Below are 21940 nucleotides of genomic sequence, written 5' to 3'. Positions count from 1 at the left end.
GGGGAACGCTCAAGGTGAAGGCGACAGCCCCGGCAAATACGGCATATGTGACGGTACTTATTTTTTCGCATACGCCTAATGTCGGTACCGCCTATTACGATGATATTCTCATAACGAAGGACTGGACCAATATTGGCGTGCAAATCCACAATGAATACGTGCGCGGCGCGGCGTTTGGTAAGGACCTGCAAGGAAACGACACCGTGTATGCGGTCGTCGACGGAGCGAGGGGGGTGAACGCAAACCTGGTGCCGATCGGGCTCGACTCGATGACGGCCGGCAGCGCTTATACTCTGCCCGGCGCTCAAGGGGGCTGGAATGCCACGGCTGCAAGGGATGGCAAAATTTATGTCGCTTCTTACGAAAATTCCAATTTGTACCAATACACACCTGGAGCCAATCAAGTTGTCAATCTAGGGCAGGCAATCGCCGGCCAAGAGTTCATCTGGGACGTTGTGCCCGGTACAAATGGCAGCGTTTACGGCGGAACGGGAAATGGAGGGGCGAAGCTGTTCAAATATACGCCGGGTATCGGCATTCAGCAGATTGGCTCGATATTCGGCGGCGAATCAATCATGCGAAGCATCCAGTACGACCCGGTCAACCATGTAACATATCTCGGCCTAGGCACCCATGCCAAGCTGCTTCGATTCAGCAATTCTGGCGGCGCAACAACGAATATTTTGCCGGCGGCGTTCTCTGGGGATGAGTATGTATACTATATGGACTTTACCGGCGGCCGTCTGTTTCCGATGATGTATCCGAGCTATCAAATACTGGTGCTGAATGTGTCATCCACTGGGATAACGACCGTCGATTATACGATCTCCGGGATTGGCTCGCTAGGCGTATCGCCGGCGCACAACGGCAAGGTATACTACACGAAGTCCGGGGTGCTCTACACATACGATATCACGGCAAAAGCCGAAACGAATCTCGGGATTACTTTTCCGTTCATCCCGCGCGAATTCGGCTGGACGCAGTTGGCCGACCAGACGACTTATCCCGGGTACACGCTGGTGGCGATTGGAAATATGGTCGGGAAGGTCGGAATGTTTCAGTACAATTTGCAGACCGGGCTGACTCGCACGGCGTCTGTCGACGTACCGGGCTCCCCGACTGCACTTAGCAGTCTGCTCAAGGGTCCGGACAACAAAATATATACGAGCGGATTTCTAACCGGCGGAACAGGCGTCTACACAACGATGCGTTCCGACCTCAACTCGCCCACCTTGTACGGAGTCGGACAGGCGGAAGGGATGCATGTCATGGCCGATAAAATTTATTTCGGCGTGTATCCCGATGCGAAGATCGTCGAGTTTGACCCGACAGCACCGTGGACCGCTCCGAGTGGATCGAATCCAACTGAGCTGTTCAGGCTGTCCTCTTACCAACAAGATCGCCCCTTCGGCATCACGAGTGGAGGCGGCAAGCTGTTCATAGGCACGTCGACCAAGGGCGGTTACCTGAACGGGGCGTTGACGGTTTACATTCCGTCGACCGGCGTCCATTCCGTATACGACAATATTGCTTCAAGCCGCAGCGTCATTGCACTAGCGTATCATAACAGCGGGGTGTTGTTCGGCGGCACGACGATTTCCGGCGGCTATGGGGTCGCTCCGGTGAATAGTGAAGCAAAGCTGTTGAAGTTCAATCCGACGACGGGCGTTTCCTCCCTGATTAATCTGCCTTCAACGGGGATCGCCGCGATCACGGCGGTAACGGTTGGACCGGATAATAACATCTGGATGATGGCAGAAGGCCGGCTCATGATCTATAACCCGTCGACCAGCGCGTTCGTGCACAACAGCAATCTTTTCCCGGAGGTCAATTATACGCCAACGGCGGCGTCCATCCTTGTCAAGGATGCTACACTGGTCACCCACCCGGATGGCAACGTCTACGGTATGATCAAAAATTCGACCCTGTTTCGCATCAACGGCTCCACAAAGGCGATGACAATCCTTACATCGACCAACGGAGGGGAGCGGCTCGTGCTGGATGAGTTCAACAATCTGATGTTCTTTAAGGAGGCGAACTTGATGAGGTACGCGTTTTAAGGACACGGCTCGCCGATCAATGAAACGTTTAATGACCAGATATCGCCAAGCTGTAATCAGAGCAATGTGGTATACTCAAATCGAAATCCGGAACTTCAACAATTTGGAGGTCAAGGAGGATGGCAGGCGTGGCCATTACACAGGAATGCATATGGCAAGGTCAACAAATTCGACGGTCGATACCGAAAACGAGAGATCCATTCATTAACGTTTCCTTACTGTCACTTGGGCATGGTGAGGACGGGGAGGAGCGATTTTGGATTTCCTCTTGGAACAGTACATCGGGTTCGACTGCTGTTTGTGTGACGGAAAGCGGTAAAGAGCGAGTTTATCGATTTACTCCACCTCATAATGGGTTTTACAGTGTTGCTCAGGAGGATCCAGATACGATATGGCTTTGCGGAAATTTATCGGAAGTTGTGAGGCTGACGTTGAGTACCGGTCAAATGGAAGCCTTTCCAACAGGCGCTTCATCGGCGCTTGTTTTTAAAGGGATGGTGCTGGATCCCGTTAATCGCAAGCTGTTCGCTCACGCCTATCCGATTCCAAATCGAGTCGCGTTTTCTTTTGATTATGGCAATCGTAGGCCTTCCAAAGTTTTCAATAATGTTACAGACTGCTTGTATATGTGCTCGAACTTTGCCTGCGGCGACGGGACCTACATAATAGTAGCCTACACTCCGAGAATTACGTTTTTACACTGGGATCCCCGGACTGATGCATTGGAGGAAGTCGAATTTCCAAAGGCATTCGAAGAAGATACGCAAGTTGAAACAAAACCAAGCTGGGTTCGCAGCTTCATTCGTGATGACGAGAATCATGTTTATATTCCAGGACAAGGCTGGTTTAACCCGGTTACTCGCAGTATCATCGCTGGAGGGCCGCGCCCAGAGCGGGAAATGGTTTGGATTTCCAGGATAGGTCGATACGCTTGGGGAGGCGAGCAGCGAGATCATCTAGTTGATATATTCAAATGGGATATGGAGACGGGGAAAGTTGCTCTTGTTTGCACCATTCCGGATGCATTTGCGGGTTCTGCCGGCATTTCGGCTTCAAGCAAAATAGTGGCCGTCAATTTGTATGGCATGTTCTTCCGTTATGATGCTCATACAGGGGAGCTTGAGGAAACGAAAAGGCTATCCACCGATTCAGTGGCTATGGTTGACTGTCTGCTGCGAATCAATGAAGAGAGGCTTCTTGGTACACCGTTTATTACTCAAGCTTTTTGGGAATTAAATCTACGAACGGGTGAAGGGAAAGATTTGGGACGAGCAGCACCGGATTTCGGAGAAATTTTGCAGGTATGGAAAATAGGTATCAAAGTTTACATGGCCGCTTATGCCGGAGGGCAATTAGTGGAATACAATCCGGATCAGCCGTCGAATTATCCGCAAAATCCACGAGTTGTCGCACGGCCTGCCGGCGGTCAACGCCCGGTAGCCGCAACTCAGATTGGAGATGTGTTATATTATTCGGATACTCACAAATACGGTAATCTCGGTTGTATTTTAACACGTTACGATACGGTTTCGGACCACCCTACATACAAGGATAATCCAGTTCCAGATCAGGTAATTCGGAGCATGTACTATGATCAAGGTAGTAACGCGCTAATTGTAGGTACAACGATGGAAGCTGATTGCAATAGCTGTGCGCCTACATCGGATTTGTGCTATTTTGCAAGTCTCGATCCGATTACAATGGATGTGTTGGATACCAGTCCAGCTCCAGCAGGGACAAAGCTCGCTAGCGTCTGTGGTCCTCTTGGCGATGGTGACTACTATTGCACGGTAAAGGGGACATTCGATGGGGAGGAAAAGGTCACTTACAGCTTCACGCTGTCCGCGGATTCCCTTGAAGTGCCAGAGCTGTCTGCAATGAACAAATGGCCAAGCGATGTGGAAAAGGTCATCTGGGCAGGTAAGCCGGGACTGTTTGTATTAAATCGCGGTACCCGCTTTGAGCTGTGGAATATGCGTGAGCCCCAGTTGATCCAACTGCTGCATGATGAAGATGGTGTCTATCATGCAAGTGTGCAAGAAGACTCTTTATATTTGCTGAAGAAGTTCGAGCTCATCATTTTGGAAAATTGCCTTATGGAATCCGAATAAGTACGTACTTGGTTGCGTCTCGCGTAAGGAATCGCCTTGCTGGCGATGAATGCCGAAGTCGTGACGGAATACACGATTTATTTCGGCATGCTTGCGCCTTTCCATTCGACCATTGAACAAACCTTGCGTGATGCGATGTTAAGGATTGTCACTTTTATTGAAAGGGATGAGAGAATTGACCAAAAACTCAGGTGAAGCTTCAAACTGTACCGACATTGATAAAATAACGGCCTTCGGCTCTTTTGAACCAATTGAAATCTCTCCAATGCCGCGAAATCATTATGCTTACACATACTTTCACAATGGGATCGAAGCCGTCTCCTTCCAGGCTGCAACTGCTGACCCCGACGCACGAATATATATTTCTGGGCAACTGCTGAAACCCGGTCAACGCACGGAAAATTTCCCACTTAAGAACGGGCGAAACTTGTTTGACATTACGGTAGTCGCACCGGACCAAGTCACCACGAGGAAATGTAATTTGAAAATTTTCCGCGCCTATTCGACACCGGTGTGGGAACAGGTGCTTGAGCAAGCTCCCTGGACTCCAAGAGATTCCGCTGGCGAAATCGTTTTTAAAGACAAGATGTGGCTTATTGGCGGTTATATTCCGGAGCTGACCAATGATGTATGGAGCTCCTCCGATGGAAGCAATTGGACATGGATCGGAACCGTCCCTACAAGTTACGGAGTGGACATTCCCGTTCTCTTTATTTTCGAAGATAAAATGTTCGTGATCGATGTAGCAGGTGTAATGTATGCCTCTCCAGACGGGTCGAGCTGGGAGCTGGTAACCGATCAGGCTCCTTGGACAGGAAGACGGCAGATGGGCGGCGCTGTTTTCAACGATAAAATGTGGGTGATGGGGGGCGTGAAGGACAATCAAGTCTATAATGACGTATGGTCGTCTGAAGATGGTGTAACCTGGGTACTGGAGGTTGAGCATGCCCCATGGTCGAAACGACAAATCTCTCATAATCTGCTCAACTATAAAGGCAAGCTTTGGCTGCTCGGGGGCGGTGTCATGGGCTCGTCTTATTTCCCGTTCGTCGCGTATAACGATGTGTGGTCCACTTCTGATGGTATCCATTGGGAAAGGGCTACCGCTCATGCGCCTTGGCCGGCTAGAATTTGGGGATCAACCGTGGTGTACAAGAACAAAATGTGGATGATTGGTGGATATCGCGCAGAGCCTGAAAGTCGGCATTTCGGGGACGTCTGGTATTCAACCGATGGAATCGAATGGACCGCCTTGGAACAACACGCTCTTTGCTGGAAACGCAGCAGCGGTAATGTCCCTATATCTATCCCTGCGCCAATGTGGCAGGATAGGCACGAGGCCTCCGCACTGGTCCTGCATGATACGCTGTTTTTGATGGGTGGTATGATTTGGCCGCTTAAGAACGATGTATGGAGGTTGAAGATCGATGGCTTAAGCTTTTTGAGCCAGCCGAATTTCGAAGGTTATGTAGATTGCCTGTATATATATAAGGCATTTGCCGACTTCTCGCAAAGCTTAAATAAGATCAAATATCGACTTGTCGTGGCGCCAGAATGGCTCTCTATCAATGAAGATAACGGTTATATAAGCGGAGTCCCCCCACATGTGGCACAAGAAACCGTGCTCGTCGAAGCATACGACGAAAGCGGAGAGACCGCCCAGCAGAAATATGAATTGTTCATTTTACCATTGAATTAATATGTGACAACGGCAGCCGATCATGCCGATCGGCTGCCGTTGTATGTTCATGTAGGGATGGTGAGTAACCGGAGATAAAACTATACAACTTCTTGTCTTTTATCGATAGTTATTCTTGTCCTCCGACATTATGTAAATAGAGCGAAGCTTGTGGTTCACCCCACGAACTTTGCTCTTTTTCAATACACCTTATGTACTATTAAATTCGAACAAACATTCTGGTTTATTGGTTATTAATTGCAGGAAAATTAATATCAATTGTCGAAATAAAGTCGAAATAGATATGAATAGAAATATTCCGATGGAGTGTAATTAATGATCCCATTCTAATCAATCAAGGGAATATACAAGAAATCAAAAAGGTCAAGCATCCATCATACATTTGGTTTCTTCTGTTCAAGGGTGATCATTATTAGTAATTGGATGGAGGCAGTTATGTCTGAGACAATAATTCACAGCAAGTTGCATAAGCCGATTGTGCCGCACTCATTTGTTGTAAAGGCGGGGCTTTTAGAGTCTATGTCTTCAGCTAAAGTATCGATCGTAAGTGCCCAAGCAGGATCTGGAAAATCTACAGCAGTAAGCTATTGGCTAGACCATCAACCCCATAAGTTTTTATGGTACAGCTTAGATGATTGGGATAATGATTACAATTTATTCTTATCGTTCATTGGGAAGGGGTTGTTGAATATAGATGATGTGCTTGCACATCAAATAATGCAACTAACGGACTTAAATTATTCCTCGAGTGAGGGTAGTCTTAACAAAACTGTCGTCTCGCTATTACACACAATATCAGTTTCATGTGTATTAGTTTTGGATGATTATCACGCTATTACTGAGCAGAAAATTCATAACTTTTTAAGTATGCTCTTGATGCATTTACCATCCCATCTGCAGCTTTGTGTCATTAGTCGCGAGGACCCGCCTTTGCCTATTGCAAAACACAGGTTTGGGCATCAGCTTTACGAATTGAGAATGCCTACATTAAAGTTTTCCTTAGAAGAAGCAAGAAAGTTCTTTGAGGTGTCATGGTCAAAAAGTTTAAGTAATGAACAAGTCGCACATCTTTATCAGCGTTCTGAGGGTTGGGTGGCAGGTCTTCAGTTCATGGCTATGTCCCTACATAGCACAGAGGATATCGATCAATTTTTACAAGGATTTACTGGAAATCACCACTATATCATGGACTATCTTTTAGAAGAGGTTTTGGAGAGACATACATCAGATGCTCGGCTTTTTTTATTGAAATCTTCTATTGTCTCTTATATTTCACCTAAGTTATGTGAGTATGTGTTCGAAGTACAATATAGTGTAGCACTCTCACAGATTGACGATCTACTTCGAACCAATAGCTTTCTCATCGCGTTTAATACTCAGAAGCAGTTGTATCGCTACCACCACCTATTTAGAGAACTTTTAAAGCAGCGCTTGCAGCGTATGGAAACGATTGATTCTAAGAGACTCTATAGACGCGCTGGTGAGTGGTTTGAAAACCAAGGTGAATACCTAGAAGCCATTGCCCATTACCTAGAGGGCGAACACAACCAAGAAGCTCTGGCATTGATAGAAATGCGCTGGTCAATCATGGATATGGAACTGAGATCGTTATCATGGCTGAATTTGGCAAAACGACTGCCCCTTAAAGATTTGGAGACAAGTCCGATTCTATGTTTAGGTTATGGATGGGCTTTGTTAGATCAAGGTGATGTGATTGGCTGTCAGCCTTGGTTTGAGCGCGCGCAGGAGCTTTATGACTTATTTCAGTTGGAGAATGGCCCTTCTTTTATTCGCGTTTACGATCAAGAGGCTTTCAACAATCTTCCCGTAACGCTTCTATGTGCGAAAGCATTTATTGCTGCGATAGAGGGAAACTATGGATCTCTTTTACAATTCACGGATAAGCTCTCGACACTTGCTATTAAGCACGGTTATAACCGTATGTGGATAATTGAATCCTTTGTGGCGATGATGCATTGGGGTCAAGGTGACTTAAATGAGGCTTTAAAGGTTATGAGCAACTTAAAGGAAGGTTCGGGCAGAGAAATAAGTGCTTCAATTAGAAGTACGTTTACATGGATAATTGCTGAAATCCTTATTCAGCAGGGGACTCTCACAAAAGCACAGTTAATGATTGAAGCGGCCATTGAAGAGGTGCAAAAAGAGAAAACGGCACCTGTTCTAGTGGCAACGTATTATTTACTATTGGCAAAAATAGAGACTATTCGCGGGGAACGTGACCGAGCCTATAACTTGCTTGAAAAGAGTAAATCCTACGGCTATCTTTACGAGTTTATGGATTGGCGGTATAAGTACTACCTCGTATTGTCTAGGCTATATATTCAGGATCAGTTAGTTGAGAAGACAAAGGGTTGTATCCAAGAAGGTAAACAATTCCCTTATTTAAATCCAGTGCCGGAGACGTTAACCTTGGAGGATATGTCACTTTGGGTTGCGCTCAGCGCGGGTAATAATGAGTTTCAAAAACGGTTTTTGATTGACGAAGCTTTGAAAGGGTTAGAGGATTTACGACTAGAGTTACCACCTTATATTGAAGAAATGCGGTGGAAGATTATTTTATTCCATGCCCCAATTAAAGACTATAGTAGTCGTCTTGGTGAGTTATGCCATAGTTTATTATATCGAGCAAAGCAGCAAGAGCGTAACTTACACGTAATAGAGTATACACTCCTAGCTAGTCGGTTTACAAAGAGCGGTTCTCAGAAGGCGAACTTAATGCTCAACGCTAAAAAACTTGCAGAGAAGGAAGGAATAATGCAGCCTTTCTTAGAATTTGCTGAGATTGAAAATAAGGTATACGAAACTCTGGAGCCTTCTTTTGAGGTCAAAAGAGAGCGGGTCAATCAGTCGCTGCCTGAGCCTTTGAGTATTAGAGAGATGGAGCTGTTGTCGCTGATTGCAAAGGGATACTCCAATCAAGAAATATGTGATACTCTGTTTATTGCCCTTAGCACGGTTAAGAGCTACAATAACAAATTGTTTGGAAAATTAGACGTCAAGCGACGAACAGAAGCTGTTGCGAAGGCGAAAACTATAGGATTGATTGATTATTAGAAATTATTTACTTTAGATGGCGCCACCATCTGTTTGGATTTTGCATACTAAGTGTAGCCATTAGCCACCATGCCAGACAGGGGTGGTTTTTTCATTTTGGAAGATGTTTACTTATTTTTTTAAGAAACCAACTTTAGTAGGTAGTGAGGCCTTACACAATTCGTTATGTTTAATCTATGTTCAGTGAGAGGAGAGTCAATGAAAGCAATTATACAAGAAATATATGGACCTGCTAGTGTGTTAAAACTAGTTGAAGTGAAAAAGCCTACGCCTAAAGACGATGAGGTGCTTGTGCATGTGAAGGCAACATCCCTTAATGCTCCGGATTGGCGTCTTCTAAGGGGTAAACCGATGATGTTGCGCTTAAGTTCAGGGATCTTTCGCCCTAAGCACATCATAAAGGGCACAGATGTCTCTGGAATTGTTACTGAGATGGGCAAGGGTGTGACGCGGTTTAAAGTTGGCGATGAAGTGTATGGAGATTTAGCGGATGCAGGGTTTGGAGCCTTTGCAGATTATGTCAGCGTCAAAGAAACACTACTGGTCCATAAACCAAAGCGCTTAAGTCACTTAGAAGCAGCGTCGCTACCTCTAACTTCCGTGACAGCCCTTCAAGGAGTAAGGGATCTCGGAAAGTTGCAAAAAGGGGAGCGGGTTCTTATTGTCGGTGCTTCTGGTGGTGTAGGGAGTTATGCACTGCAGCTAGCAAAATATTTCGGCGGTTATGTGACGGCGGTGACAGGTACAAAGCATGTCAAACAAGCAAAAAATTTGGGAGCTGATGCCGTTATAAACTATTCGGTGGCGCCTCTTGACACCTTAAAAGCTCAATTTGATCTGATTATAGCCATAAATGGCTATAATAGTCTGTCAACATATCGTAAGCTTTTAGCGCCTCGAGGTCGATTTGTCATGATTGGTGGGAAATCTATCAAGCAAATTCTTCAAATTACAGCCTTTGGTGGCATGTTGTCCAAAAAGGATGGTCAGAGCTTTAAAGGCTTATTATCAAAGCCCTGTGTTGAAGATCTAGCCTTTATCGCAGTTCTGATGGATGAAAAACGCTTAGTGCCGGTTATAGAAAAAGAAATCCAATTTCATGAGATCCCAATAGGGCTAGAAGAGCTTGAAAAAGGTCATTTAGGTGGCAAAGTTGTAGTATGGGTAAATCGAGACGAACAGCTCTAAGAAACGAAAAGTGTGGCCCTTTCAAAGTCAATGGGCTTTGTCATTCAAGCTATTGTGCCTGAATTTGACGAGAAGAATTTTGTGCTCAATAAAATAATTGGAGGAGTAAATATGAATTCAGAGAATAAGACAGCAAGAATCTTAGAAGATGTAAAGGTAAATATAAAGATAAAGCTTTCTGCATTATGGGTAGTTCTTATGATGTTATATATATATGCGGACATCTTCTACTTATATAAACCTGGCCAAATAGAAACAATTATAGCGGGACTACTGGGGCCTTTTCCAGCGAATCAAGTATCGTTATTGTCAGCCTCCATACTATTGGCTATTCCAGCATTTATGATATTCCTATCTATATCATTAAAGCCTACATTGAATCGTTGGATAAACATCACCTTTGCTATATTGTATACGCTTGTAGATATTTTGAATATTTTAGGGGAGCCTTGGGCTTTTTATATATTCTATGGTCTTTTAGAAACAGTAATTACGTTACTAATTATCTTTACTGCATGGAAGTGGCCTAGGCAGGATAGCTAGCAACGCGGGTTTCGGGCATTACTAAGAAGAATGATGATGACATAGTCGTAACTTTTGCATATCGGTATTCATGACGTCTGGGCATGGGTAGAGTCTGCAAGAGGGAAAGTAGTACCCAAATCAAAGCTAGGCAGGCTAATGACCTAAATCCCTATAAATACCTTCTCTATCTCTTCAAACAGTTGCCGACAGTCACATTTCTCCAACATCCAGAATTTCTAGATGACTATTTTCCTTGGAGCCCGGAAATTCAAGAAACATGTAAATAGAGCGAAGCTTGTGGTTCACCCCACGAACTTTGCTCTTTTTCAATACACTTTCTTATTTGACGCTTACGATTCGTCGCATAGAAAAATGCGCGACAATTTCATGAGTTCTGAGTAAAAAAATCCATCAATGAAAATATCCAACAAAGTGCTGTTTTAACTGGAAAAAAAAGTTGAGCTTCTTTCAAAGAACGCTTGGGAGAATAGTTTGATGACGTATCTTGATGAGATTCCTTTCCATTTCGTTGGAAAGGGTGAACAATGTATTGTTAAAACTGAACTAGCTTTAAGTCACGTCTGACTGAACGCAAGCGTGCCGGCACGTTGGAGCGAACGAGAGGAGGCACAACTCCTGTTTCAGGTGATCGCGTACAGTTTTGAACTCCATAGTCCGGACTGCCGACCAATCTCGAGTTCTCCAAATGGAGGAGTATTTTCACGGATGACCAGATGGACGCAGCCATAATTGACCGGCTGGCGCACCAGGGCAGTGCGTTGTGTATGAGGGGGAGAGCTACCGCCTGAAGCACGCGCTTATGCGTCAGAAGTGACGATTTTTCTGGAAATTCAGCGAGGAATTCGGTTGATTCAACCAGGGAATTCCTGATAATTACACCAAGGAAAAGTGGATGATTATTAGACCAGGGAAAAAGCGATAACCAGACCAGACAAAATTAGCGTTGACAGTGCAGTTTAATCAGGAGCTAGTCACTAATGGAGTTAAATTGCGGTAACCACTCGGTGACGTTACATCATCATACTTGTCTAATCATGTGACAACGGCAGCCGGTTATAAAGATCGGCTGCCGTTGTATGTTGAGGTGGGAACTAGTGAATACCAGGAGATAAACCCATACAACTTCTTGTCTTTTATCGATAGCAAGGGGTTGAATCGACAAGTATACATATGTACAAAATACGGGTTTTGTGAATATGTAATGCCGGCAACCTGTTCAGTCGTTAAACTAACGTTATCCGTTTGTCCAGTATCACTTTAATACGAACTTCAATAACACTTACCTCGATCTAACATTATTAGTTCGTATTTATATGTTACGACCTCCAAATTAGTTTCGGAATCAATGTTTTTTTTCATTTCTTATATTTGCGCAGTAATTGCATAAAAGCCCGCGGTTTCCGCGGACTTCGTTTGTCTTACGCATATTGCAATCGGTAGAGCTGCGCGTATCTCCCGGAACGCGCCAGCAAACGATCATGGTTCCCTTCCGATGGCTTCATCCAACGCTATGGGAGCACTTTGACCTAATCGTTGTTTCGCTTCGAGTAAGAATTTATAACCATTCGTGCGGCATGTATGAATATTTCGGTCCGGGAGAGCATTCGTGTTAATGAACGAGAGCCACTATGTTAGAGAAGTAGAGGCGCCATGTTAATGAGAAGAGCCACCCGGATGAGGGATGGCTCTGTGGGGCGGTAGACCGTCAGGCGTGAAGACCTTTGCGCTTGCGCATGGAATCCTCGCCATCAATCATAATCTCGTAGGAATTGTGAACGATCCGATCCAGAATGGCGTCGGCAATGGTGTTTTCATTGATTTTCTCGTGCCAACCGGCAGGAGCGAATTGCGAGATGAAAATGGTGGAACCGGTCTGATGACGGGCTTCGATAATCTCCAGCAAATCGCGCGACTCCGTCATCGTCAACGGAACCAGCAGCCATTCATCAAAAATGAGCAAGCTGACCTTCTTGTACTGCGTGATGACTTTTTTGTAGGATCCGTCGCCCCGGGCGATGGCCAGGTCGGTGAGCAACTCCGGCAGGCGGATGTATTTGGTGGTGAATTGATTTCGGCAGGCGGAGATGCCGAGCGCACAACCGAGAAAGGTTTTTCCAGCGCCGGAAGCCCCCATGAGGATGACGTTATGCTTTTCGTGAATATAGCTGCAGGTCGACAGGCGCAGAATCTGGGCTTGATCGAGCCGGCGGTCCGCATGGTACTCGATGTCCTCCGTGCAGGCGGAAGGAAGCTTGAGCGTCGCTTTCCGGATCAGCCGCTCAAGCTGTTTGTTCTTGCGCTTGGCCCACTCCGCGTCGACGAGAATGCCAAACCGCTCTTCAAAGGACAGCGTACTGAAGGAGGGGCTCTTCATCTGGTCTCGCAAGGATTCGGCCATGGTGCGGAGTCGCATGTCGTGCAATTTGGAAATCGTCGTTTCATTGAGCATGATGATCAATTCCTCCCGTAATAGTCTGCGCCGCGCGTAAATCCATGATTGGCCGGCTTACGCTCAGAGGGTGTGATGTTTTCCGTCTCGGGCATAAGCGCGTCTTGTCCCGATTTCAAGATGGTGCTGATCTGCTTGTAGCTCGGCTGCGGTGTGAAGCTGAGGGCCTTGGCGCAAGCGGCCTCCAGACGAAACAGCGAATACTTGTCCGCCAGCTTGAGCACGCCCATGCAAGCTTTGAAGCCTTGCTGCTCAATCCGGTGGCACGCAAGAATGGCCCGGATTGCGGCAGAGGTGAAGGGCCCCACGCTTTTCGCCCATGACAAAAAGCGTTCAGCATTCCACTGAACGAACTGCTTATGCTTCTCTGGCATATGATCCTCCACGGTATGATACTGGCCGGGGCGTCCATGAAGGCGGGGGTGCGAGCAAATCCGGTGGCCATTGTAGAACACTTCGATGACGCCCCGGGTGACGCGGACATCGACCTTATGCTTGATATATTCGTAAGGAATGCTGTAATGCATATGCTCAACGGATATGTGATAATTGAATTGTACGGTGGCGATTTTCCAGGTGGCCAATTCGTACGGGGAGGCCGGCAGCGGCTGCAGCAGATGTTTCTCTTCGTCGTGAAACGCGCTGAATCGGCTGCCTGGTCTTTTTTGGAACGGACGTTGGTTGAGCTCCGTTAGCTTCTCTCGTATAGAGGCATTCAGTTCGGAGAGCGAGAAGAAGGTTTGATTGCGAAGGGCTGCGATGATCCAGGTGGAAGCCACACCGACGGCCCCCTCTACGCTGGGCTTGTCTTTGGGCTTGCGAACGCGAGCCGGAATGACGGCCGTTCCGTAATGCTCAGCCATCTCCTGATAGCTCTTGTTGATGACCGGTGAGAGCCCGGACGATTTCTCGACGCCCGTCTTGAGGTTGTCCGGAACAAGGACCTTGGTGACGCCGCCAAAATGAGCAAAGGCATGCACATGCGCGGCAATCCAGTTTTCCTGGTTCTGCGACAGAAAGCCCTCCACATACGCATACTGACTACAGGAAAGCGCGGCGACAAACACGTAAATCGGCAGCACTTCGCCGGTGTCCGGGTCAATGATGGACGCCGTTTGGCCTGCCCAATCCACCTCCATCTGCTCGCCGGGTTTCCGCTGAATGTGCATGGTCGCCTTGGTAAGCGAGGCGAATTTCCGGTAGTGATTGCAGAATTGCGTGTACATGAGCGGGATTTCTTGGTTGCGACGGCACGTCTCGCAGTACTCGTTCCAGAGCAGACTAAGCGTGACCCCGCTTTTGGCCAACTCCCGGTGGATGTACTCGCAATCTGGAACCTTCCGCGACTGCGCATCGCGTTGCGCCTTCTCCGGGAACAGCAGGAGTTGCAGATCCGCATCCGCGATGTCCTCCGGCAGCGGCCATGTAAGCTCTTTTCCTGCGGCCCGGTTGAGAACGTCTGAAACCGTGTTACGCGAGCATCGGCAGCTTGATGCGATGCTCCGTTGGCTTAAGCCCATGCTGCTTAGCCGAATGATCTCTCGATACTTGGTCAATGGGGTGATCTCCCTTGATGGATTTGTGCGCTGCTTCAGAGCCGCACATTTTTCCATTTTACCGGCGAATCCGGCGGGTGGCTCTCCCCATTAACAACATGGCTCTATTCGATTAACGAGGTGGCTCTCACTCGTTAACTTGGTGGCTCAATTAGCGTAAACTTATTCATGTATCCCATTCGTGCGTATTGTAGGCGAAATGCCAACCATCCACGGTACCCTTGCGCAACTGAGACACCCAATAGGCTGATTCCGCTTCATCGTACCCCTGGACCACGCTTGTTTCGCCGTAAATAAAGAAAATCCCTGGCCGAAGCAAGTGTATCCGGCGTCGACGGCTATCCTGACGGCATCCCATGCATTATCACGCAGCTTGTTCAACTCCTTGCCGTGAGCAACCTCACTCATGCCCTCCACCCTTACGCCAAGATTGTTTAGCAGACCTACTATACGGTTGTGCGGAAGCTCATACAGCACAGGAGCGATATTCAATTCCTCAACGACACGGAACATGAATGGAATGCCTATGGCCCCGTACAACCATGGGGTATAGGGGTGAACGCTGCCCCAATGATTCAAAGCTGCGCTATAAGCGTTGATATTGGCCAAATTGCTCCTTGAGCCGTTATATCCGTAGCCCTTGATGACTTTTGCTGATTGCGCCTCCATTTTAACAACCTCCAATTATTCTTGATTCACCATCAGACGAATGCCTCTGCTTAACCGCTCAAGCAAACGGACCCCGACCTCTTCTGCAGATTGTGCTCGACCGATCAATTCTACCGCAGTTACAACATTCTCTGGTTCATTCGGCGATCCTCCTGATGGAAAGGGGAACAACAAACATAATTCCTTTAGCGCCCCGGCAACCTCTTCATATTGTCTAGCGGCATTTACAGCAAGGTTGACTGAGCCTCCGCACCCGGCATTAGCCAGCTTAACGGCCAAGCCGTTTAGGAAGTCCGCTGCATAAGCTCTCGCTTCAGCAACTATACCCAATGTATAGGCATTTCCTATCGGATCGACCTAAGCTTGCGGAATGCATTCTTCCAGCAGTCATAGGCAGTTAAGCCGCAAACGTACCCGACGAATGTTAACTCCCCATAAGAATGCCAGATGGCCATGTCCAATGCGTTGCGAGCCGCCTCCCATTCGTCGATTCGCTTTTCTTCCTTAACAGACAAGACGAATAATCCTCCAGATATACCGCGGCCAAAACGGTCGTAAGAGATCTGTTTCTTTCCCTGTGCATCTTCTGCGAACAATAGCTGCTCCGCGTCGTCATAACCATAAAAGTGACAGAACCGCTTTTTCCAGCATTTCGGAATCTCGTCGTTCACGGATATAATCCTGAAACCGGATGCGTACGCGCTCTTCCCGGACTTTATGGCGGGCGCGGCTTAATGATTGGTACATATTGTCGGTTGTCGTACGAAATAAGCGAGCGATTTCAAACGGAGATAGCTGCTGGAAAAAATGCGCCTCGAAAACCGCGCGCTCTTTCGGCGTAAGACACCGGAGCAGATGGCGAATAGTATCCAGAAACTCTTTTTGTGCTAATCGAACTGCTGGATCCTCACCAATGTCCGTCTGTTCCCTTTTGCCTAACATGAAAAACAAAATGCTGTCCAAATCCCCCCAATCTACACCGCTAGCCTCATGTCCTGCCGTGATTCCGGTAAAGGTGCGTTCCCGGCCGGAGTTCTCACCTTTTCGAAGTTTCATTAATGCCTCATTCCGAACGATCCTGTGCAACCATGGCAAGAAACGGTCCACGTCTGCAAGTGAGCCAAGATGCATGAACGCCCGCAATAGCGCTTCTTGCACGATGTCCTCCGCAAGATGCGGATCACGAGCCATGCCTCGTGCCCAGTGGAACGCCTTGGCTCTGTGTCTACGTACAAGCTCCCCGAAAGCATCCTGGTCGCCAGCACGTGCCCGTTCGATCAGGCTGTTGTCTGCTAACTCGCCTTCCATCGTTTTTCGCCTCTTTATGTAATGATGCATAAAGCGCAAAATATCTGAGGTCTGGAAAGCCAGTATTAAATTATTTATGTTCTCATTATTGTTCATCTCTTACGATGCAAGTTGCTGATTCAATATTCGATCAAAGTCAGTTATTCTCCTCTACTAATAAAAAGACTCTAAAAACTCGGAAAAGAACGGTATAAAATAGAAAAAGCCGCGAATTTCGCGACTTCTAATGGGTCAAGGTTTTGACTTCCGACCTCCTGCCCCTGTACTAACGTATCCCGTTAGCCCCCCATGCCTCACTTCGAGGCACCAGTTGCCAGGGCAATCTGCTTTGATTAATACTTCTATTTCAATGTAAAACGGCAACCGATCGAATGGCCGGCTGCCGTGTTATCCAATTGAGCTATTGTACCGTTAGCAGATCCACCTGCTTGTAACCTGGGCAACGGTTCAGTGCGTTGCTTAAAATCTTTGAGTAAAGACCAACTAGCATTAATTAAGCGGATGGTCCCTTCTTTTAATCCTTACTCTTCTCATCATCGCTTATAATTATTGGCTACATACCTTGCGGGCGCAAACCGAACAGCCCCTTGGCGTCACGGAAACGGCTCTACATAACCACACCACATAGGATAATATCTCATCTCGGTTATGACGAACTTCACTTATTCAGCCAGTTCATCTAGTAACAACAGCATCTGTTCAAGCAATCCAACGCCTTGCTCCTCTTCAAATCGAGCTTCGGTCAACAGCCTGATTGCGGCTGCCGCTTCTTCCGCGTCGTTCGGTTCGCCACCCTTTGGGAACGGGAACCGTTTTACAAACTCAGCAAAGCTATCAGCCACTTTGTCGTAATGGATAGCGGCTTGTCCTGCAAGCGACCCTAGCTGGTTATCCGCGCCAGATTCACCTTGCAGCTCTGCGGATACCCTTTTCATAAATTCCGCTGCAAATAAACGTTGATCATAATGCATAACCCCATGGAGCGAATTACCGAAAACTTCGACGTTGCGATGTCCAAATGCCTGGATCCATGCATCATAGCCAGCCAACCCGTTGCGATATTTCGAATCTTCTCTTTTGTACCCTTGTTCGCGCGCATGCCGGACGGCCAGTTGAAGTGCGCCGCGAAGCATGGTCAGCTTGTCGACCTCTATCGTTTCGGTCACGGCAATCACATACAGCTCAGGCGCTTGGCCGCGACCCAGCATTTCGTAAGGCAGTTCGCCGTCTTTAGCGACGTGACGGCAGCGAAGCGTGCGGGTTTCGTCGTTATACCCATAAATGACGCCGAAGTCAGGCACGAACAGATCCCATGCCATTACAGGAATGCCGCGATCCAGACTCCAATGGATCAACTCGAGCGCGCGTTCCAGCTCCTCCGGCGACGGTGGCATCGATGTTGGGCCTCCTTCATGCCAGGTACTTACGCCCAGATTTGAAAACTGCTCTTTGTGATGAAGCGGCCATTCGAATGCGGAATATCCGGCGACGTTAACCCGCTCACAGTCGATAATGATTCGAAAAGCATTCGCGGTATAGCCAGCGACTTCGACAAGCGAAAGATGTTTGAGAGCCGTATGTTGCAAAACAGAGTACATCGAGCCGGTGTCTGTGATATTCGTATGCGTAAAATTACGCGTGTAATCGGGGCGGTTCCCCATTCGCTAACACTCCCTTGGTATGTGGATATGGACTCCCGAGTCATGTTACTCTGCGGGACTCCATAGGATCGGAGGGGCGAGAAGTTTGGCTTTCGGCTTTCCGGAGTCTTTCCGGTGCCGTACGTACATGCCGATGTGCATACGGAGCCGTTCACGCTGTACCTTGCTGCGGGCGCGTGATAGGCTGTTATAGACGTTCGCGACGGATGTATCGAGCAGGATGGCAATTTCCTGTGGAGTAACATGCCTGAAAAAGTGCGCTTCGAAAATGTGCCTTTCTCGTGCGCTCAAGCAAGCCAACATTTGCCGGATTCCTTCTACCATCTCTTTGCGCATAAGAGCGGCAGCCGGATCCTGGGATTGACGAACCCTTTCTTCAGAGTGGCGGCTCAGATGAAAAAGCACCCTATCAATATCACGCCAGTCCGATGACCCGCCTATGGAAGCGCCTGCTCCAATCTCGAGCCCGGAAAATGGTCGCTCCTTCGCAAACGGTCCGCCGCGTCGCAGCTTCATATACGCTTGATTGCGCACGATCTGCACCAGCCAGGGCGTAAACCTGCTGTTTTCCCCCAACTGACCGACATGAAGAAACGCGCGAACAAGTGCTTCCTGTACGACGTCCTCAGCCATGTGGTGGTCATGCGTCAGCGAGTGCGCCCAACCATACATGTTCGAGCGGCTTCGCCGAACCAGCTCCCCGAACGCCTGGCGGTCGCCTTCACGTGCGATGGCTGTAAGACTCTCCTCCGACATTAACTCCAGCTCGTTTGCGCAATCGTAACTTTCATATGATGCGACGTCGTTCCGGCGTTCGATCCGTACATCGTTTGCCCGCACTTGCCCAAACTCCCCTTTCGCCTCTTATCTATTAATGCCGGCCGGCCGGTTAATCTATCGTGAGATTTAAAAAGTTTTCTCTTTTTTTCAACATTCATGTTCAACGCCGATCAATCCTACACAGGAGAATGATATCATCTTTTAGTTCAATGGAAAACGGAGCGCGGCGGATATATCCAACGTGTAAAACAATGCGCGATGGTAGCCGTCGGCTTTCCGACATTCGTCCAGCATGTTTCGCCCCCATAGACCACACTCGCTATACAATGAGCGTTTTCCTGTAGTAATCCATGTGATTTGTTCAGCTTGCACCTACAGTTACTGGAGGTTATATAATGGAGGCATGAGGAGGAGATGAGAGTGGGCAGTACAAACTATTCCATCGGAAAATTTGCCGAATTGAGCGGCATTCCGATACGAACGCTTCATTATTATGAAGAGGTGGGGCTGCTGTGCCCCATTCGTCAGGAAAACGGACATCGAAGCTATGGTACAGCTGATTTGATCACCTTGCAGAAAATTATTGGATTAAAATCGATCGGTTTTTCTTTGGAGCGTATTCGCAAGTTCATTCATCATCGCGAATCGGAGATGAGTCTGGCCGAAACACTGAATCTACAGCAGCAAGCCCTGCACGCTGCCCGCGCTGAACTGGACAAGTCGTTGGAGATACTCGGACGGCTGATAACCATCCTGCAACGTGAAGGGGAACTGGAGCATAACATGATGTTTCTGCTGATTCGTAACATGTTAAGGGAGGAAAAGCAGCGCAGTTGGGTGACTGAGCATTTGTCGGAGCAAACGGCAACTGCCTTGTTCGACATCTCCCAAGATGCCGTAGCTGAACTGGATCGGGAAATGCTTTCCTTTGCCGAAGCAGTTAAGCGTTTATCAGCAGGAGAGCCGGATGCTACGGAAGCTGAGGAAATGCTTGGTTTCTATGTGCCACGGATACTCGATTTTCTGGATGACAAGGCGATTGCAAACTTTGCCGATATTCCAGCAGAGCAGCATGAACGTTTGAACCAGTTGGTGGATATGCCATTTAACGAAAGAGAAGTCGACTGGCTGGATGAGGCGCTGGCGCACTATGCGAGCAAATTCGGCCTTCATGGCATAGATGGGAAGAAGGAAGCGCAGAAAGAGGAGTGATGTTGTGCATTCTATCATTTTGGCATTGATCTTAATCTCGGTTGGCATACCCGGCATATGGCTAATGAGTAAATTTACAGCCGCCGATCTTTTTGATAAACCGGATAACAAGCTATCCAAACAAGCCTTATTTTTCATCATTGCCTTACAAACCATGGTCATCGTCAGCTTAGCCGTTGCTGCAGGGATTTATTTCGGCAGCAAGATTGGAGTTACAGATCCGTTTCTAGAGGGGCTCAGCCGCGGGACATTGGACTTGATAAATTTGATTCAGCAAGTGGGGATTGGCACCGTCGCCGGAATCATTTGCGCTATGGTATGGGTTGTGAGCTATTATGCCTTTATTCGACCTCGCATAGATACAGTCTCGGTGCAGGCCACCGAGCAAGTGAGGCAACAACTCGGGCTTGCGGTACGAATTACGTCCGGCGGAATTAACGAAGAGATTCTATTTCGCTGGGGATTACTGAGCTTCACGATGTGGGGAGTTTTAAAGTTAACCGCTTCAGAGACGGCTGCGTTCTGGATTTCCATTTTCACAACCGGTATATTATTTGGCTTGGCTCATTTGCCTGGACATCTTGAAAAAGGCTGTATTCCTTCACCATTATTAATTGCCTCCATGATACTTGGTAATTTATGGGTTTCAATAATATGTGGCTACCTCTTCTGGCAGTACGGGATTATTGCGGCCATCCTTGTGCACATGCTATTTCACATCATATGGTATCTATTGGAGCATAAACTCAAAAGTCGATAGCTTGTTCATCCAGTCCCATATGATGAAGATCATCAAGAAAGGGAGAATGAAGCCAATCCACACCTTTCTGGCTTTGATTGCTTGAGCTTTCCCAGGCGGATAATTCACCCGACAACTCCGCGATGGAAGCGATACGGCAGCTCCATAAACATTGCCGTGTCATCACGAGAAGCTTGATCTCCGCGATGTTGAGCCAACATTCCAACGATATTGCCTTTCGCTTTTATTTGCGCAGAAGAACAAATCCTGTCCATACAAACCATAAAATAGCGCCCAAGCCAAATACATAACCCAGGTTGTACAGACCCGGTATTGTGGTCAAAACGCCCGAACCGCCGACTACAATTCCCATATAGCCCAGCGCAACCGGGAGCTTGCGCAGCCGCACAGCCGCCAGACTGACCAAAGCCATCCATAAACCGCCGGGCAGCTCGATGGCGCCGCCCAAGCCTTCCCCTACGGCGGACATCGCGAGCCACACCGTCTCAGCCTGCTCGGGATTTTTGTTGTATATCGGGACAATGACATCCAGATTATGAATAATAACCATTCCACTGGAAATGATCGTGGCCACCCACACCAATCCGACGGCAGCCGCAAATTTCGATAGTGCGGGCATCCCCTCCTTAAATCTCTCATGAAGAGCCAGTATCAGAGGAACCATGAAGAAACCAGCTACCAGATAAATAATGACATGCCAAAGTATCAGAAGCGTCTTATTTTCCTCTATTAGGCTCAGGTATTCCATCGGCTCGGCATCCAAGACAGGGGCAAGAACCGTAAACACAATCACCATCCCTACTATATACGCCGCTGCATTGATTAATGCGGACAAACCGCCCGTCCTCTGCAAATGATACATTGCG

The 21940-nt window shown here is 47.7% G+C and carries 18 protein-coding genes; 9 read left to right on the top strand and 9 right to left on the bottom strand.

The genetic code is table 11. The features are described 5' to 3' along the window. The first annotated feature begins 14 nt into the window (after window positions 1-14). From PKO02S_RS24855 to PKO02S_RS33985, 7 genes are all read left to right on the top strand, one after another. On the top strand, window positions 15-2060 hold the full coding sequence (locus PKO02S_RS24855; protein WP_127587287.1) for an NHL repeat-containing protein: 2046 nt from the start codon (window positions 15-17) through the stop codon (window positions 2058-2060). 128 nt (window positions 2061-2188) lie between these two features. Further along, complete coding sequence (locus PKO02S_RS24850) at window positions 2189-4171, top strand: hypothetical protein (RefSeq protein ID WP_127587285.1); 1983 nt, start codon at window positions 2189-2191, stop codon at window positions 4169-4171. 166 nt (window positions 4172-4337) lie between these two features. Beyond that, a complete protein-coding gene (locus PKO02S_RS24845; RefSeq protein WP_246067347.1) occupies window positions 4338-5870 on the top strand; it encodes a cadherin-like beta sandwich domain-containing protein in 1533 nt (510 codons plus the stop codon). Between the two features lie 435 nt (window positions 5871-6305). After that, window positions 6306-8945, top strand: coding sequence for a winged helix-turn-helix domain-containing protein (locus PKO02S_RS33460; RefSeq protein ID WP_127587281.1), 2640 nt, complete (start codon window positions 6306-6308; stop codon window positions 8943-8945). 198 nt (window positions 8946-9143) lie between these two features. Next, window positions 9144-10133: an NAD(P)-dependent alcohol dehydrogenase gene (locus PKO02S_RS24835; RefSeq protein WP_164821669.1), complete on the top strand. Its 990-nt coding sequence runs from the start codon at window positions 9144-9146 to the stop codon at window positions 10131-10133. A 12-nt stretch (window positions 10134-10145) separates the two neighbouring features. Further along, window positions 10146-10676: a DUF6326 family protein gene (locus tag PKO02S_RS24830; RefSeq protein WP_127587277.1), complete on the top strand. Its 531-nt coding sequence runs from the start codon at window positions 10146-10148 to the stop codon at window positions 10674-10676. Between the two features lie 662 nt (window positions 10677-11338). Continuing rightward, complete coding sequence (locus PKO02S_RS33985) at window positions 11339-11467, top strand: ATP-binding protein (RefSeq protein WP_218033955.1); 129 nt, start codon at window positions 11339-11341, stop codon at window positions 11465-11467. 917 nt (window positions 11468-12384) lie between these two features. Here the strand turns inward: PKO02S_RS33985 and istB are convergent. From istB to PKO02S_RS33980, 8 genes are all read right to left on the bottom strand, one after another. Next, complete coding sequence (istB, locus tag PKO02S_RS24820) at window positions 12385-13128, bottom strand: IS21-like element helper ATPase IstB (protein WP_127587275.1); 744 nt, start codon at window positions 13126-13128, stop codon at window positions 12385-12387. 5 nt (window positions 13129-13133) lie between these two features. Beyond that, the gene (gene istA / locus PKO02S_RS24815) at window positions 13134-14684 is read right to left on the bottom strand and encodes an IS21 family transposase (RefSeq protein ID WP_127587273.1); all 1551 of its coding nucleotides are present in this window, start codon (window positions 14682-14684) and stop codon (window positions 13134-13136) included. 162 nt (window positions 14685-14846) lie between these two features. Next, entirely contained in the window at window positions 14847-15353 is a 507-nt protein-coding gene (locus tag PKO02S_RS24810; RefSeq protein WP_127587247.1) for a hypothetical protein, read from the bottom strand. A gap of 344 nt (window positions 15354-15697) precedes the next feature. Next, window positions 15698-15868 (bottom strand): hypothetical protein, encoded by a 171-nt coding sequence (locus tag PKO02S_RS32560; RefSeq protein WP_164821668.1) that lies wholly within the window; start codon window positions 15866-15868, stop codon window positions 15698-15700. 97 nt (window positions 15869-15965) lie between these two features. After that, complete coding sequence (locus PKO02S_RS24805) at window positions 15966-16661, bottom strand: RNA polymerase sigma factor (RefSeq protein ID WP_164821667.1); 696 nt, start codon at window positions 16659-16661, stop codon at window positions 15966-15968. 662 nt (window positions 16662-17323) lie between these two features. Further along, a complete protein-coding gene (locus PKO02S_RS24800; protein ID WP_127587243.1) occupies window positions 17324-18322 on the bottom strand; it encodes a hypothetical protein in 999 nt (332 codons plus the stop codon). Window positions 18323-18367: 45 nt separating this feature from the next. Beyond that, window positions 18368-19078 carry an RNA polymerase sigma factor gene (locus tag PKO02S_RS24795; RefSeq protein ID WP_127587241.1) on the bottom strand — a complete coding sequence of 237 codons (711 nt, stop codon included), beginning with the start codon at window positions 19076-19078 and terminating at the stop codon, window positions 18368-18370. A 225-nt stretch (window positions 19079-19303) separates the two neighbouring features. After that, entirely contained in the window at window positions 19304-19396 is a 93-nt protein-coding gene (locus tag PKO02S_RS33980; protein WP_373865241.1) for a DUF6075 family protein, read from the bottom strand. A 126-nt stretch (window positions 19397-19522) separates the two neighbouring features. Between PKO02S_RS33980 and PKO02S_RS24790 the strand changes: the two genes are divergently transcribed. Further along, entirely contained in the window at window positions 19523-20314 is a 792-nt protein-coding gene (locus PKO02S_RS24790; protein ID WP_164821666.1) for a MerR family transcriptional regulator, read from the top strand. Window positions 20315-20318: 4 nt separating this feature from the next. Then, window positions 20319-21074 (top strand): CPBP family intramembrane glutamic endopeptidase, encoded by a 756-nt coding sequence (locus PKO02S_RS24785; RefSeq protein WP_164821665.1) that lies wholly within the window; start codon window positions 20319-20321, stop codon window positions 21072-21074. A 223-nt stretch (window positions 21075-21297) separates the two neighbouring features. Here PKO02S_RS24785 and PKO02S_RS24780 read toward each other — a convergent pair. After that, window positions 21298-21940, bottom strand: a 643-nt coding sequence (locus tag PKO02S_RS24780) for a DUF4386 family protein (protein ID WP_127587235.1), incomplete at its 5' end; no start/stop codon positions are given.

The sequence above is a fragment of the Paenibacillus koleovorans NBRC 103111 genome, from assembly GCF_004000845.1.
Classification (GTDB): Bacteria; Bacillota; Bacilli; order Paenibacillales; family NBRC-103111; genus Paenibacillus_AA; species Paenibacillus_AA koleovorans.
Note: the sequence above shows the minus strand (reverse complement) of the source record. Positions and strands in the feature narration are given on the sequence as shown.